This is a genomic window from Moorena producens PAL-8-15-08-1 (assembly GCF_001767235.1).
Taxonomy (GTDB): Bacteria; Cyanobacteriota; Cyanobacteriia; order Cyanobacteriales; family Coleofasciculaceae; genus Moorena; species Moorena producens_A.
In genome coordinates this window covers 2,069,295-2,084,772 of record NZ_CP017599.1, presented here as the reverse complement: position 1 = coordinate 2,084,772, position 15,478 = coordinate 2,069,295, and the positions used below count along the sequence as shown (strand labels likewise).

Here is a 15,478-nt window from a genome sequence, read left to right as displayed (position 1 = left end):
AAATGATACTTCTCAGACAACCTCTAAGAACATTCTGAAATTATAATTAACTCTTCAATATTTTGACCAATGCTCAAATTGGAGTTTAAGATGAAAATTCCTGAGACATGATGACTTTGGGCAATGTGGTCAGTTAAATGTACGGGCATAGACTTACGGTTATTAGTTACCAAAACAAAGTTATACTCCTCGCACCATAACAGAATTTCCGGGTCTAGTGTACTGAGGCTTGGAGTACCGATTTCCCCAACTGCACAAATTACTAAATTAGGACATTTACGTCGAATTTGTGTTGAGTAAGCTGGGTCAACATTCTCATCCATTAGATACTTCAGTGCCATTGGCTTTCAACTGCGCTTGTCTTTCTGCTTTGATTTTCCGGAGTCGAGCCACCGCAGGATGAGGATTCAAGGCTTGAGCTTTACGCTGTTGATGTCCCCACTCTAGCCAGTCAGCAATGTATTGACTGACTGTCTCTTTGTTCTGTAGATAATATAGGATTGTGGCATAGACCTCTTCTAAGGTTAGAGTTGAGTATATTTTCGCAATTTCTTCAGCAGTACGCTCTTTAAATAGATACTCGTACAATACGGTTTCAATGCCAATTCGATGACCTTTAATCCGAATGTCATCAGGAGCCAGAAAGTTAAAATAGTCTTCTAGTTGCATAATAAATTTGATTGCGATCGCGTAGCGTAGCCCTTCGGGCTAATCGCTTTTAGCGGAAGCTGAGGCCGTAGGCTAAGCGGTTCCTTGGGAACATCGCGTTTTCAAATGAGATGTAATCAAGCTAGAGGGAATAGTCAGCCCATTCGCACCAAACCATAACAGATCACTATCTATCGCAAAAGTTCTACTATCAATAGTAGGATAAAAATTTTACAATAGAATCTTTATTCTAACAGAGCCAAGAGATTTTCCTAGGTGTTCTGCTAGCAGTGAGCATCCTACTTCTAGGACATGTGATCAATTAAACCAGATTACGGCAGCAGCCAGATCAATTACTTAGCGCGAAAGTTCCCAGGCTCGCTTATCGTAGCGCGTCGCGTACCCTTGATATTGCTTGAGTCGGGCAAGGATTTGAAGGGGTGGTTGACAAAAAGTTCGCAATTTGCTAACATGTACAACATATCCTTTGATATTGAATCAGGACTTACGCAAAATTAGGGCTTATAGGCTACCAATAGCGTAAGTCCTGTGAATAACGACGTACTCAATTTAGTTCTATAGAGGTATCTATGAACAGGACTGCATTGAGACTACTCGTAATGTTCAAGAATACGGTAGTGATAAACATGTAGTGATGGCCTAATCAACCCGACAAACATTTATTATAATGATGAACAAAATTCCCAATAGATCCTAGGTGATTTTATGATTTTTTGGAAAATGACAACGTTTTCTTAACCAGGCGACTAATCCTTTCTCTTAATGTATTATTTAATCTTTCAATATGATTAGTTTTACCCGTTTGTTTTTCTATCGGCTTGTGACGTTGTCTTGATGCAGTCGCTCATGGGGGAAACCCCCAAGACCACGCTGCATTGCTTTTACAAAAGACCATATTTCATCACATTATATGGACATTTTAAATGCATGGTTTTTATTAAATCTTAATTATTCGGGTAGTTTCAGCATATTTTTTATTAACATACTTTTGAAGCCATGTTTTTGAAACTCCAACTGCTCGAGCAATACCTGCTTGCATATATTTTCTCAAGTAATAGGTCATCTATTCTATTTTTTATTGACAATGTTATCGGCTTATTTGTATGATTTTAAACAAACTGTCTCTTACAGTTTTTATAAAGATATTTTTGCTTTTTATTATGAATGCTTCCATGTCTTGATGCAGTCGCTCATGGGGAGGGGCTGCCTGCGGAACCTGCGTCCGCAGCTTGAAAGCCCCGTGGAAACTCCCAAGACCGCGCTGCATCGCTTTTTGACTGTTTGCTCACAATTACAGTAAGGGCAATTGGGTCGCGTTATTAAATCTGAGACTGTATTCATTGTTACAAGGCTTTATTCATCACTTTAAAAAGTTTTTTAATACTAAAAAAATAGCAGTTTCCTAAGATTTTTTTAATCAGTATTTATTATTAAAATAATTAATGCTAATTAAATGATATTAAAATTGTTATATTTTTTAATCAAAAAATGCCTTATTTAAGGTCAATGCAATGTTGTATCACTACTTATTGATCACTACCACTACCAATAATGCAAAGATTTCAGTGACTAAATGCTATTCATGGAATCTCTGTATATTGGGCATTACGAGTGGTCTCCGACGACTGGCGATGCCCTTGCTTGTAATGTTATGAGTGTCTTAGTGCTCCCTGCAAGGATATCTCCATCCTTCATCGCACATATTGACATGAAAACTACAATTATTTTCAACATCGATAAGTTTTTGCAAAACCACCCAGAGTCAACGGAATACATAGCTGCCTGGTTCAAGCTTGTAGAAACAGGACAGTGGTCTAGCTTTGAACAAATGCGTCAATCTTTTACCTCTCTTGAAGGTAAAGAAAGTAACGCTTTATTTACGATTGGATGCGGTCGTTACACCCTTAAAGCTCGTATCAACTTCAAATACAAGCAGATAGTTGTTCGCCATATAATTGCGAACGCGGATTATGATAGACAGAACCTATGAAACCATTCCAAAAAGCTATCTTGATTTGGTAAAAGAACACCCACTTCTTCCCATTATGTCTGAGGCGGAGGAAGAGGCGGCCAAAAATCTCATTAACTTGCTTCTAGATCTAGAGGCATCGGTCGAGTTAACTGAAGAACAAGATAGTTACCTTGCTACTTTGACTGTACTATTGCACGACTATCAGAGGAAGAAACCATTAATTCCAGATATTCACGGGATTGACTTACTCAAGTTGCTCATCAAGGAACATGGATTGCGTCAGCAAGACCTAGTTAGCATTTTTAAGACGAAATCAATTGTTTCAATGATATTAAGTGGCAAAAGAAATCTAACCGTGGAACATATCCAGAAACTGGCAGATTATTTCAAATGTTCGCCATCTGCCTTCTTCCCAAGATAAATCTAAGTGTAACCAAGAGAAGGAATTAGAGTTCTTCTCATGGTTACTATCTATTCCCTATACAGGAGATAAAAATTATGTGGAATGAATTGTTGATTGAAGCTGTTAAACGTCTAGGGTTTATGTTTTTGGGTTATATTGCCAAAGAGGGACTGAAAAGGTTTTTTCAACACAACCGCAACAATAGTGGTCAGTTAATACCTGACATTTATGGAACCGATTTATTGCGAGTAATTCTGAAGGAGCATTATCTTCACTCTCAAGAAATAATAGAGATTTTCGGTTCCGAAGCAACCTGTAATTTAATTGTTAGTGGTCAACAAGAATTGACAATTGGACAAATCCAAAAGCTGTCTAAACGTTTGTTGATTTCACCTATGGCATTTTATCCGTTATAAGAGGATATCTGAAAAGTTTTTTGATACTGCATTTTGCCCCCCTAGCCCCCCAACTTTGGGGGGAACAAGAGTCAATTGGCTTCTGAAAGTCCCCCAAAATTGGGGGATTTAGGGGGCTTGGATGTAGCAAATTAGACTTCTCAGACAACCTCTAAGCTGTTGTGCATTTAAACTGTATATTATTGAAATTAATTAAAAAAGTGGTGCGTTACGGGGTGGGCTATTTCAACTAGGCGCTCAGAGGCGGAAAATTAGGGTTAGCCCACCCCTAACACACCCTACGGGATGGAGGTAATGGATGCCCTACGGGGCGAGAGCGACAATCAAAACTATTGGGAAATTCTCCGCCATCTTCCCCATCTGTTTAATGTTTTAGGAAAAATCGGGCAAATATGACTACTACTTCCACTGGACGCTGGCAATTCTGGATTGATCGAGGTGGTACCTTTACGGACATTGTGGCAAAACGCCCGGATGGGCAGTTGATAATTCATAAGCTGCTTTCAGAAAATCCTGAACGGTACCAAGATGCTGGAGTACAGGGAATTAGAGAGATTTTAGACATCCCTGTTGGTCAGCCGATACCCAGTGATGCCATTGAAGCGATCAAGATGGGAACGACAGTAGCCACCAATGCCTTATTGGAACGGAAGGGCGATCGCACTGTCCTAGTAATTACTAAAGGCTTCCAAGATGCTTTGCGCATTGGTTATCAAAATCGCCCCAATATCTTTGCCCGTGAAATTGTGCTCCCTGAAATGCTCTATGAACGGGTGATTGAGATAGAAGAACGGTACAGCGCCCAGGGTGAAGAGCTAATCCCCATCAATCTGGTTGAAACCCGCCAATCCTTGCAAGCTGCTTATGATGACGGTATTCGTAGCTGCGCCATTGTCTTGATGCACGGCTATCGCTATCCCACTCATGAACAGCAGATAGCCACCATAGCATTAGAGATTGGTTTTACCCAAATATCAGTATCTCATCAAGTGACCCCTTTGATGAAATTAGTCAGTCGGGGGGATACCACAGTGGTTGATGCCTATTTATCACCGATTCTGCGTCGCTATGTAGATCAGGTAGAACAACAGTTGCAGCTTGGCGGGTTGACCAATGAAGCTTTGGACAATAACCTTCAACCTACCCGGCCTGAAGGCTTAGGGGGAAAAACTTCTGGACTATTGATGTTCATGCAGTCAAATGGAGGACTGGCGGACGCGCAACAGTTTCAAGGGAAGGATAGTATTTTATCAGGACCTGCTGGCGGTATTGTTGGAGCAGTACAGACTAGTCGAATTGCTGGTTTTGAGAAGATAATTACCTTTGATATGGGTGGCACTTCTACAGATGTCGCCCATTACAACGGGGAATACGAGCGTACCTTTGAAACTGAGATTGCTGGGGTACGGCTGCGCACGCCAATGATGGCAATTAATACAGTAGCTGCTGGTGGTGGCTCCATTGTCCAGTTTGATGGTGCCCGTTATCGGGTAGGACCAGAGTCGGCTGGGGCAAATCCAGGTCCTGCTTCCTACGGTAAGGGGGGTCCGTTGACGGTGACCGATTGCAATGTGATGGTAGGGAAGTTGCAGCCAGGGTTTTTTCCCAAGGTGTTTGGAGCGGATGGTAACTTGCCGTTGGATGCTGAGGTGGTAAGGCAGAGGTTTGAAGGATTGGTAGAGCAGATTGGGGATAACCGCAAACCAGAGGAAGTAGCAGCAGGATTTTTAGCGATCGCAGTCGAGAAGATGGCCAATGCCATTAAGCAGATTTCTCTACAACGGGGCTATGACGTTTCCGAGTATACCCTATGTTGCTTTGGCGGTGCTGGTGGCCAGCATGGGTGTTTAATTGCGGAAGCCTTAGGGATTAAGCGAGTGTTCATTCATCCCTTTGCTGGAGTATTGTCAGCTTATGGAATGGGTTTAGCCGATATCAGGGTATTGAAAGAACAGTCAGTTGAGGCTGAGTTAGTAGAGGGGTTGGAGTTAGAGGGAATTTTAGCCAAGTTGGTGGCTCAGGGCATAGAAGAGTTGAACCACAACCATGCCCAGGATCGGAATAGTAACCAGCTTGAAGTGATTCGGCGAGTCCATTTGCGCTATGAGGGCACCGATTCAGCTTTGGTTGTTGGGTTTGGTGGGATTGATCAGATTAGGGAAGAGTTTGAGGGATTGCATCAACAGCGCTATGGATTTATCGTGCCAGGGAAAACGTTGATGGTCGAAGCGGTTTCGGTAGAGTTAGTAAAGCGGATGGCTATCCCAACAGAACCCATACGGTCTCGTCAGAGTGGGGAAATGTGTGCTCCCGTGGCTACAGTGCAAATGTATACCGCTAATCGGTGGTGGGATACCCCTGTGTTTAGGCGAGAGGATTGGCAACCAGGGGATTCGGTGCTGGGTCCGGCATTAATTATTGAAGCAACCGGAACTAATGTGATTGAGCCTGGTTGGAAAGCAGAGGTGACTGAACGGAATCATTTGATTTTAGTTAAATCTGGTTTGGGGGAGCAGGAAGACAACCTGGAAATGTTGACTAATAGCACTATAGATCAGCTGCCACCAAATACCGTCCAAGCTTCACCCCATCCTGACCCGGTCATGCTCGAAATCTTTAACAATCTATTCCGTTCCATAGCAGAGCAAATGGGGACAACTCTCCAAAATACTAGTTATTCAGTCAATATCAAGGAACGGCTAGACTTTTCCTGTGCGATTTTTGACCAACAAGGGCAATTGGTAGCCAATGCGCCTCATATTCCAGTGCATTTGGGGTCAATGAGTGAAAGTGTCCGCAGCTTGATTGATGCCCATGGTGATAGTCTCAAACCTGGGGATGTCTATATTCTCAACAATCCCTATAACGGTGGCACTCATCTCCCAGATGTCACCCTTGTTACTCCAGTTTTCCTCAACTCTTCCCTAGGGCTAATTGATTCTCCTTCATCCTCTGACTCCAAGGAACCTTCTCCCCTCTCCCCTTTATTCTTTGTAGCTTCCCGAGGACACCATGCTGACATCGGTGGTATCACTCCTGGTTCGATGCCTCCTAATAGTACCAGCGTCAAGGAAGAAGGGGTATTAATTGACAATTTCCTGCTGGTTGAGAATGGTAAATTCCGAGACAATGAAATAACCCAACTTCTGTTAGGGGGTCAATACCCAGTCCGGAATCTGACTCAGAATATAGCAGATTTACAAGCACAGATTGCTGCCAATGAGAAAGGTGTACAAGAGTTACGGCAGATGGTAGCGCACTATGGATTAGAAACAGTGCAAGCCTATATGGGTTATGTCCAAGATAATGCTGAAGAGTCGGTGCGCCGGGTAATTGATGTGCTGACAGATGGCAGTTTCAGCTATCAGTTAGATGGGGGTGCTAAGATTCAGGTCACGATTACTATTGACCGGAACAACCGTAGTGCCAAGATTGATTTTACCGGTACGTCTGCTCAGTTAGATAGTAATTTTAATGCACCGTCAGCGGTATGCAAAGCAGCAGTGCTATACGTTTTCCGCACCCTAGTGGATGATGATATTCCCCTGAATGCCGGTTGTCTGAAGCCTTTGGAGGTGATTATTCCGGAAGGTTCTATGCTGAATCCCCGTTATCCAGCAGCAGTGGTAGCGGGGAATGTGGAAACATCCCAAGCCATAACCGATGCGCTCTATGGTGCCTTAGGAGTGATGGCGGCATCTCAGAGTACTATGAATAATTTTACCTTTGGCAATGAGCGCTATCAATACTATGAAACCATTTGTGGAGGCTCTGGGGCAGGGGTTGATTTTGATGGAACAGATGCAGTACATACTCACATGACCAATTCTCGCTTAACTGACCCAGAAGTGTTGGAATGGCGATTTCCAGTACTTTTGGATAGGTTTGGGATTCGCCCTGATAGTGGCGGTAAGGGCGTTCATTGTGGCGGGAATGGCGTAATTCGCCAGATTCGTTTCCTAGAACCTATGACTGCAGGAATTCTATCTGGACGTCGAGTGGTCAAGCCTTTTGGGTTAAATGGTGGTGAAGCGGGTGCTTTGGGAAAAAATTATGTGGAACGCAGGGATGGAACTGTTGAAGAGTTGGGTAATACTGGGGTAGTGGAAATGAATACAGGTGATGTGTTTGTGATTGAGACTCCTGGAGGTGGCGGATATGGTTTGGATAGTGGTGATAGCGCATCCTAATTGGTAGGGGGCGAATGGGATGTTCCTTTGGAACCGCTTCGCGATCGCATTGGTTTTTCCTTTGAGCTAGGGCAACAGGATAAATGCTGACCTTAATCATGCAGCATTTATCCTAAACAAAGCTAACCTAACAATTAACTTAGGTTCAGACCTAAGTAGGTAGATTACCAATAAACATCGGTAACCGAGGATTAAAGAATCCCAAGGTATGGGCTACTTGGAAATCTCAACGGTCTAGAAGGTTAATGGTTAGACCAGTAGCAGCACCTTTGACCGCATTATCTACCACGGAGCCATTATCAATGATCACGCCAGTCACCACACTAGCAGCAGCACCAAACCCTGCATCTTGAACTAGACTCCCGGCACTGTTACGGCGAGCTCTAGTTCTATTGCGCTTCGTAGCATTGACAGCAGCACCAGCAGCAGCGCCATTGGCACTATTACCAATCAATGAGCCGTTGTCAGTTAATTCTCCAACTACCGCACCAGCAGCAGCACCAATACCGATATCTCTTAGTAAATCACCAGCAGCTGCCGGTGCAGCGGGTAGTAGTGTTGCGCCTAGAAAACCGGTTGTGATCAGTCCTGGGAGTAGAGCACCGAAAATTCCTTTCATCTTTGTGTCCTCTAAATTGAGCAATCGAGCTACTGCTCTTAGGTTAGATCTGTCTCTCGGCAGATAACCTCTTCCATTGGTGACAAGTTAAGGAAAAAGATTCTTGACTTTTTTGGCTGAGTTGTTCTTTAAGGGTATTCAAAAAGTTATTACCCGTACTCAGACAGGCAAAGGACTTGCCAACTCGTCGGCAAGAACCTAAAAGCATATAGTTTGCCCGCAGCCAATTTGAGTGCATTCGGATTGCTGAGAGTTCAACCCTCTCAGCCCCATTAATATATCTTGAGTGGATCCCTTTCGAGGGTTATCGTGAGGGAAGGATTCGCTGCTCCACCTTTGGGATAGCTAATATGGATAGTTTTTTTATTCCCTTCTTGTCCAACTAATTTTTTGTTTGTCGCAGCTAAATTAAACCACCTTGAACCACTTGGTGACCAAGCATGATAGGCAATGGCTAAATAGTTTGGTTTATCCTCGTCATTAGAATAGTAGAATGGAATGTAATTCATCTCATCACTCCTACGCCAAAGACGAACTGCATCATCACCATCAGACTTATCAGATGATGAAAGCTTATAAACTGAAAAAGCTTGCTCTTCTAGCTTATTCCCCCCAGGCATTCCAAGTTTATAGTTTATGGTAACTTGCATACCTGGTTCTAATTTGATAACCTGCAATTTGTCTGAGTCTACATTATTATCGTAAGCTAGTGCTATAGACGACACCATCAACAGTAATTGATTTACCAACAAAGATACCCCTATGAACTTTAACTTTAAGGGGTTGGAAAATATATTCATGTTTTCTCCGATTAATTTCTGTTTTCCGCTCTAGATAATATTTGAACTGTTCAATAACTTGGCGGCTGGGTCTCAATAGGGGCAGCACCAAGCTGATTTCTTCGGTATGGCTATTTTGGGTTCACTCAATAGTCCGACTGTCTCGCTGTTAGGCTAAATATAAACCAAGCTCAGGCTAGTGTGTCCTTCGCTTTGAGATTTAGTAATACTTTGTAACAACATGATTTACAAATAGCAAACAAACTTAAATTGTCACCAATAATCTCTTCCCATAGAATTATTTTACCGCGCTGCATCAAGAACATGAATCTACCAAAGCTTCCTAAATATATATAGGGCTTAGAGTTTTTGACCTTGTCTTGATGCAAAGCGCGAATGGGGGAAACCACGGCAGTTCCTCAAGACCGCGCTGCATCGCCACCAAAAATTCCTATATAATTTCTTGCCTCTTGCCTCTTGCCTCTTGCCTCTTGCCTTACTACGGAATAATTGCGAAGACCCTTGCTGGGAAACCAGAACCTTTCAGGGGCTTAGGAAACGTTACGATTGCGATCGCACCATACTCCGGCACCTGATCCAAGTTAGTCAGCAACTCGATCTGATACTTGTCTTGGCTGAGAATATAATTTTCTAGGGAATAGTCCCCTTGGCTAGTGGCAATTCCAGGGTCAGTATCAGTTGGTTCATGACCGGAAGCAGTAATGTAGCGTTCTTCGTACAGATATTTCAGTACTTCAGCACTCCAGCCAGGATAATGGGCAATACCATTAGCATCAGCATTTCGCATTTTGGTCATACTAGGCCAAGCCTTAGACCAATCCGTACGCATTGCTACAAATGCCCCTTCTGGCACCAAACCATATTTCTGTTCCCAAGCTTGTACATCTTCCAGGGTAATTTGATAGTCGGTGTTCTGAGTGACCTTGTCGCTGACATCGATTACCACCAGGGGTAGCACCATTTCAGTGACCGGGATTTCATCCTGAAACCGTTTACCCCTGACGAAATGAGCTGGCGGATCAACGTGGGTACCCCACTGACCAGGAATATTATAGCGCTGTGCCCAAAATCCAGACCCCTTGGTGCCAATCATCTCATCGTAGTAGTAGATTGTAGTCCGTGTTTCAGGATCAAAGCCTGGCCAGTGGGGAATCTGGGGATGAAAGGTATGGGTTAAATCCACAAACTCATGGGACTTTAGTTCAGCTAATTTATCCCAAAGACTGGGGTAGTCAGCGGTTTGGGCAGTGCTCGGGTTTGCCAAACCGACTATGAAAATCATGGTTAAGACCAACAAAGCGTTACGCAACATGGCTCTTTCCTAGAAAAATTATCAAATGAAGTATCAAGGATTAAGGATAAAGCATGAAGCATCAAGGATTATAGCGCTACGCGCAAGGCAAGAGGCAAGAGGCAAGAGGCAAGAGGCAAGAGGCAAGAGGCAAGAGGAACCCACCCCTAACCCCTCCCAGGAGGGGAAGGCAAGAGGCAAGAGGCAAGAGGCAAGAGGCAAGAGGCAAGAGGCAAAAGTTGACGTGCATTAGCTTTTCAACTTTTATCAATGTCAAACACCTTAATGGGTAGTGCTATAAGTGATGAATCAGTGTCCATGTTCTATGCATATTTATATAGTTATTGGTAATTTTTAAGCACTTACGCATTTACACACTTACGCACTTAGACACTTAATTAGACGTCAAACGCTTAGAAATCTGGTTAATTAGCCCACTCACAATTGCTCCAGCCATCAGCACGCCAATGGCGGGAGTAAATACTGGTTCCCAAAGGCTGTACCATAGTTCCAGTCCCAAGGGAATACCAACCGAACGACCAACCAATGCGATCGCAAACCAAAGAAAGCTCAATAAGACTAGAAAAACATCGAGCATTAAAATTTGGTTAAGCCAACGGAGCAATTGCTCTTTCATCTTCAAAATTTCTGGTATTTTAGTTTAATTGTCAACGTTATTAGTTTATTGGTGTGCAGTCATGCTGGTCAAGAGTGAAATAATCGAACTTAAAACCCACGAACCTATAGCCATCTACAATATCACCGATTACATCAGCCAATTACTAGAGGTTGCTGGGGTTAAAAACGGTCATGCTTTAGTTTTTTCCAGACATACAACTACTGCGTTAGCAATTAATGAATACGAAGAACGATTACTCGAAGATATCAAAGTCCATCTAGACAAGCTAGCCCCTAAAGATGGTAAATATCTCCATAATGACCTGCACTTAAGGATTGTACCTCCTGATGAGCCGATCAATGCCCACTCTCACCTAATGGCCATGATGTTAAACAACAGCGAATATATTCCTATTATTGATGGAAAATTAGCTTTGGGCACCTGGCAATCGGTTTTATTCCTTGAATTAGATGGTCCTAGAGACAGAACTGTTTTAATTCAAGTATCTGGTGAAACCTAAAAAATATCTGACTATAAATTGCCTGAAGCAGAACGGTTTAACTAAACACCATTATCCTAATAATAGATAATTATAGATAGAATGAGCTGAGCAAACTACGTTAATATATTGGGATAAAAGTTGTGTTAAACTAGATAATATTGGACTCGCTCTCACTAAGAATCCTCTTCCTTCTCAGAAGGTGGAGTGTCAACATAGTTCTGTTTGAACTGATTGAAGTAAGTTGAGGGTACCCCATCGAAACTATGCCGAAATTCTGGTTTAGACTATACAGTAGCGCTACTATAGCATCACTTCTACTTGCCGCTGGCTTTTGGAAGACTACGCCACTGTACCATGCAGCAAACACACTACTCCCCTCACTAGCAGTATCCCCTGGCAATCAAGTAGTCGATCAGGGTTCTCCCCCAGCCTGCTCTTCTATTGATCCGATTACCAAGGGTATGAAAAAAGAACGAAGAGCAACTGCAATGGCACAATTGGCTCGATCAACAGAAGATTGGAATTTTGTGATCAATGAGTGGATTCAAGCGATTGAGGATTTGCAAGCCATCCCAGCAGACAGTCCTAAACGGATTTTTGCTCAAAAAAAAATTGCTGAATATATCAAGAACCTAGAGTTGGCATACCTAGAAGCAGTAGCAACCACGTCATCCTTGCCCTTCTCTAGTTTTGATAACGACATATTTGATCAGCAGTTGCGGCTTTATCTATCCTATATTGCTGCTGTTGGTAGGCCTGACATTCTAATTGTAGGTAGTTCCCGGGCATTGCAAGGGCTTGATCCTCAGCAACTCCAAAAATCCTTAGGGATATTAGGCAAAGGAGAGCTAAAGGTTTTCAATTTTGGGGTCAATGGTGCCACAGCTCAATTTGTTGACTTCCAACTTCGTCAGCTCCTGACTCCAGAACAATTGCCACGGTTAGTGATCTGGGCTGATGGGGTGCGTGCCTTCAATAGTGGACGAGTAGACCGCACCTATCAATCCCTTGTCGCCTCTGAAGGATATAAACGTTTGCTGGCAGGCGATCGCCCCACACTTCCTAAAAGTCAAAAGGAATCAGCCAATACTTGCCAAGCTATTTCTGAGTCTACTATTTCCAGTGTTACTACTAAACTTTATCAAAAATGGGCACCGGAAACTAGACTTTGGGCAACAGCGACCTTAACTTCAAATCGGCAACCTAGACCCTGCAACCTAGACCCTGCAACCTGCAACCTGCAACTGGTTTCAAAACAGTTAACTGCCGCCAACACTGGCTATAGTACTTTTGCCATCAATGCTCATGGTTTTCTCCCTATGAATGGAACCTTTAACCCAAAAATTTACTATCGGAGCCATCCACGAGTGTCAGGGAGATATGATGCCGATTATCAGCCCTTCAGTTTTGCCGGTAAACAGACTACTGCTGTCAATGCTATTAAAAGCTTTTTGAGGCAACAAAAGATTCCCTTAGTGGTGGTTAACTTACCCCTTACCAAAGACTATTTAGATCCAGTGCGTCTGAGTCGTGAACAGAAATTGCAGCAGTGGATGCTCAAACAAACTGATCAAGGATTTATCTTTATCGATATGGGGAGCCAGTGGCTAAACCAAAATCAGTATTTTGCTGATCCGAGTCATCTGAATCAATATGGCGCAGCAGCAGTGGCTAGCGAGTTGGCGGCTAATCCCCAGATTCCTTGGCCTTGACCCAATTCATAACCCAATTCATGACTTTTTGCCCCCTCAATCGAAAATTCGTTTAGGGAGTGATGGAGTGATGGGATGATGGAATAATACCAATTAAAACAGTTTTACTACATTGATGATATAAAAATTAGATAAAAATTAGATAAAATTTCGATTAAACTTAGATTAAATTTCGGTTAAATTTATTAGATGAAAGGGTGTGATGTGTATTAAAAATTTAAAATTGAAAATGTAATTATTCAGGTTTTGGGGTGGATTTAGAAGCTCTTTTGATCATTTTGCCAGCAGAATGACTCAAACTGTATTAAAGGATCCAAATTTGCTGGTTTTTGCTGCCAAGTTCACAAGTTACAGAGTTTGTCAACCCCTACACCTAAATAATTACATAGACAATTAACGATTAATAATTAACAATTAACAATTAACGATTTACCTGCATACCAAGTGATTAAACTGGAGGAGATATGATTCCCCCAGTCTTCCTTGCTTTTAAAGGCTAGTTTCTTTACATGTTGTTGAAAGCTTTCGCTTCCAAGCCATACACCCTAAAGCAATAACGTTTAACAGACCCAATATAGAACTTGGTTCTGGTACTTGTTCGATTGAGTAGACAGTAGTTGTGCCACTGACCTCATTGTTAACAACTAGCATCGGTGTGTCGTTGGGACTATCCTCTGCTGATATGAAAAGCAATCCTTCAGGACCAAGATCCCCTGCTGTACCAGCCTCAGGATCCCCTAGGAAGTCACGGTTGTTGATGTAATTCACAAAGAAGGGATTTTCAGGATCGGTAACGTCATAGACTATGAAGCCACCAATCTGCTCAAAACCGATGAAGGCAAAGGTGCGACCGAATAACTCAACCAGTTTTATCCCCTGGGGTTCCGGACCTCTATTGTCGCTGCGGTTATCAAAGTTGTTTTCCTCAGCCTCAGCGTTGAAGAAATCCGGAAATAGATCAGCAGTTATTTGTTCAAAAGCATCGCCACTGTCAAAAACTAGCTCTAAGTCATCCTCTATTACCTTCCAAATTGAGAACGAGCGTCCTCCAAAGGCAAACAGTTCGTCAAAGTCACCGTCTCCATCAGGGTCACCATTAATCGTTGACACTTGCAAACGTCCTAGAACATTATCTTCTTGTAGAGCGATCGCATCAGGGAAGGCAGTTGGGTCTAACACTAAGTCATCTATCCGATCATCTTCCTGGAAAAACCTTACTTCTTGACCGTCTAAGTCACCCTCAATGCGGAGGAAATCGCCTTCGTTAGCAGTCACTAAGTAAGTTATGCCGTCAACGGTATAGACATCAAGTTGGTCTGGCTGGAATAACCCAAACACTGGCCTGTTTTCGATATTGATAGCATCGTCTCTATCGCTAGTATCTAAACCATTATTAGGCTGACTGTGATCTTTGACACCGAGACCCACAACGTTGGTGAACTCATTAGTTTCTAGGTTGAGAACACCAATGGCATTGTTTTCCTGGAGTGCTACCCAGGCAGTTTTACCATCGTCTGAGACAGTGATGTTTTCCGGTTGGAGATCCCGATCAGGGGTAATCGGGGACTGGAATAAATCCTCAATGCCGAATTCCTCCTGGGATGAAGCCTCAACTTGTTCGAATGCATCGACAAACAGCTGTACTCCCTGGTTTTCCAGATCCTGTTTTGAGAACGAACTAAAGTCTGCAGTCCTGACAGTAGGATGCTTGGGGTCAAGAAGGTCGATAATACTAACCGACCCCTTTGGATTAACGATCTGACCTAAAGTCTCTGAGAAGACTGGCTCTGCTTCATTGGCAACCAGTAACTTTCTGCCATTTGGGGTAAAGGTTACCGCGTCAGGCAAGGCACCAACCTTGACCGATGTTTTGAAGTGACCGTTGGTGTCAAAGAAAGCCACTGTTCCTGGATCAGTTTGCACTTCATTGGCTACGGAAACCGCTAGTAAGCCATTGCTAGAGGCAATACTGGTTGGTGTTGCCCCAAACGATTCCAGGGGGATGGTGGTGGATAACGAGAGGTTGCCTCCAATAAAATCCAGGACATCGACTTGATTGCTACTAGCATTGGTAACGAATAACCTTTGGCTAAGTGGATCGAAAGTCGATATCTCCGCCGCTCCATCATCAAAGATTCCTGTGGAAAAGGTAGAAATCGGTGTGATGTTTAGGGAGAAGGCGGCGGCAGGTGATGTTAGTATACCCAACAGCAATGTTGAGTTAATGGTTGATTGTATGATATTAGGCATTTTTCTATGAGAAATAGATGGACTCTGATCTTTTA

The 15,478-nt window shown here is 43.0% G+C and carries 16 protein-coding genes and 1 pseudogene; 7 read left to right on the top strand and 10 right to left on the bottom strand.

Translation table 11 applies throughout. The features are described from left to right. Window positions 1-23 precede the first annotated feature (23 nt). From BJP34_RS08010 to BJP34_RS47165, 3 genes and pseudogenes are all read right to left on the bottom strand, one after another. A complete protein-coding gene (locus tag BJP34_RS08010; RefSeq protein ID WP_070391892.1) occupies window positions 24-341 on the bottom strand; it encodes a DUF5615 family PIN-like protein in 318 nt (105 codons plus the stop codon). Then, window positions 316-669, bottom strand: coding sequence for a DUF433 domain-containing protein (locus BJP34_RS08005; protein WP_070391891.1), 354 nt, complete (start codon window positions 667-669; stop codon window positions 316-318). The genes BJP34_RS08010 and BJP34_RS08005 overlap by 26 nt, the downstream gene beginning before the upstream one ends. 703 nt (window positions 670-1,372) lie before the next feature. Beyond that, a pseudogene (locus tag BJP34_RS47165) lies at window positions 1,373-1,468 on the bottom strand (IS1 family transposase); the annotation flags it as partial. Window positions 1,469-2,332: 864 nt separating this feature from the next. On the opposite strand from BJP34_RS47165, the gene BJP34_RS07995 reads away from it, so the two are divergent. From BJP34_RS07995 to BJP34_RS07980, 4 genes are all read left to right on the top strand, one after another. Continuing rightward, entirely contained in the window at window positions 2,333-2,659 is a 327-nt protein-coding gene (locus BJP34_RS07995) for a type II toxin-antitoxin system HigB family toxin (RefSeq protein ID WP_158517084.1), read from the top strand. Then, a complete protein-coding gene (locus BJP34_RS07990) occupies window positions 2,640-3,062 on the top strand; it encodes a helix-turn-helix domain-containing protein (RefSeq protein WP_070391888.1) in 423 nt (140 codons plus the stop codon). Before BJP34_RS07995 ends, BJP34_RS07990 begins: the two co-directional genes overlap by 20 nt. 77 nt (window positions 3,063-3,139) lie before the next feature. Beyond that, window positions 3,140-3,460: a hypothetical protein gene (locus BJP34_RS07985; protein WP_070391887.1), complete on the top strand. Its 321-nt coding sequence runs from the start codon at window positions 3,140-3,142 to the stop codon at window positions 3,458-3,460. Window positions 3,461-3,852: 392 nt separating this feature from the next. Further along, window positions 3,853-7,650: a hydantoinase B/oxoprolinase family protein gene (locus BJP34_RS07980; protein ID WP_070391886.1), complete on the top strand. Its 3,798-nt coding sequence runs from the start codon at window positions 3,853-3,855 to the stop codon at window positions 7,648-7,650. 226 nt (window positions 7,651-7,876) lie between these two features. Here the strand turns inward: BJP34_RS07980 and BJP34_RS07975 are convergent, their stop codons facing one another. Genes BJP34_RS07975 through BJP34_RS07970 form a run of 3 tightly spaced genes read right to left on the bottom strand, consistent with a single transcriptional unit; the run spans window position 7,877 to window position 9,018 of the window. Further along, a complete protein-coding gene (locus BJP34_RS07975; RefSeq protein WP_070391885.1) occupies window positions 7,877-8,269 on the bottom strand; it encodes a hypothetical protein in 393 nt (130 codons plus the stop codon). 43 nt (window positions 8,270-8,312) lie between these two features. Next, window positions 8,313-8,507 carry a hypothetical protein gene (locus tag BJP34_RS39065; RefSeq protein ID WP_149030861.1) on the bottom strand — a complete coding sequence of 65 codons (195 nt, stop codon included), beginning with the start codon at window positions 8,505-8,507 and terminating at the stop codon, window positions 8,313-8,315. A gap of 34 nt (window positions 8,508-8,541) precedes the next feature. Beyond that, entirely contained in the window at window positions 8,542-9,018 is a 477-nt protein-coding gene (locus tag BJP34_RS07970) for a hypothetical protein (RefSeq protein ID WP_149030860.1), read from the bottom strand. Between the two features lie 413 nt (window positions 9,019-9,431). On the opposite strand from BJP34_RS07970, the gene BJP34_RS39060 reads away from it, so the two are divergent. Beyond that, complete coding sequence (locus tag BJP34_RS39060) at window positions 9,432-9,644, top strand: hypothetical protein (RefSeq protein ID WP_149030859.1); 213 nt, start codon at window positions 9,432-9,434, stop codon at window positions 9,642-9,644. Here BJP34_RS39060 and BJP34_RS07965 read toward each other — a convergent pair. The 3 genes from BJP34_RS07965 to BJP34_RS07955 form a co-directional block, all read right to left on the bottom strand. Then, on the bottom strand, window positions 9,548-10,381 hold the full coding sequence (locus tag BJP34_RS07965; protein WP_070391883.1) for a cyclase family protein: 834 nt from the start codon (window positions 10,379-10,381) through the stop codon (window positions 9,548-9,550). The two genes, BJP34_RS39060 and BJP34_RS07965, sit on opposite strands and share 97 nt — an antisense overlap. Before the next feature lie 76 nt (window positions 10,382-10,457). Further along, window positions 10,458-10,631, bottom strand: coding sequence for a hypothetical protein (locus BJP34_RS42735; RefSeq protein ID WP_158517083.1), 174 nt, complete (start codon window positions 10,629-10,631; stop codon window positions 10,458-10,460). Window positions 10,632-10,754: 123 nt separating this feature from the next. Then, on the bottom strand, window positions 10,755-10,997 hold the full coding sequence (locus BJP34_RS07955) for a hypothetical protein (RefSeq protein ID WP_070391881.1): 243 nt from the start codon (window positions 10,995-10,997) through the stop codon (window positions 10,755-10,757). A 61-nt stretch (window positions 10,998-11,058) separates the two neighbouring features. On the opposite strand from BJP34_RS07955, the gene BJP34_RS07950 reads away from it, so the two are divergent. Then, window positions 11,059-11,499 carry a secondary thiamine-phosphate synthase enzyme YjbQ gene (locus BJP34_RS07950; protein WP_070391880.1) on the top strand — a complete coding sequence of 147 codons (441 nt, stop codon included), beginning with the start codon at window positions 11,059-11,061 and terminating at the stop codon, window positions 11,497-11,499. Window positions 11,500-11,744: 245 nt separating this feature from the next. Next, window positions 11,745-13,193 (top strand): hypothetical protein, encoded by a 1,449-nt coding sequence (locus tag BJP34_RS07945; protein ID WP_070391879.1) that lies wholly within the window; start codon window positions 11,745-11,747, stop codon window positions 13,191-13,193. A 489-nt stretch (window positions 13,194-13,682) separates the two neighbouring features. On the opposite strand, the gene BJP34_RS07940 is transcribed toward BJP34_RS07945, so the two are convergent. Next, complete coding sequence (locus tag BJP34_RS07940; protein ID WP_149030858.1) at window positions 13,683-15,443, bottom strand: choice-of-anchor I family protein; 1,761 nt, start codon at window positions 15,441-15,443, stop codon at window positions 13,683-13,685. Between the last annotated feature and the right edge of the window lie 35 nt (window positions 15,444-15,478).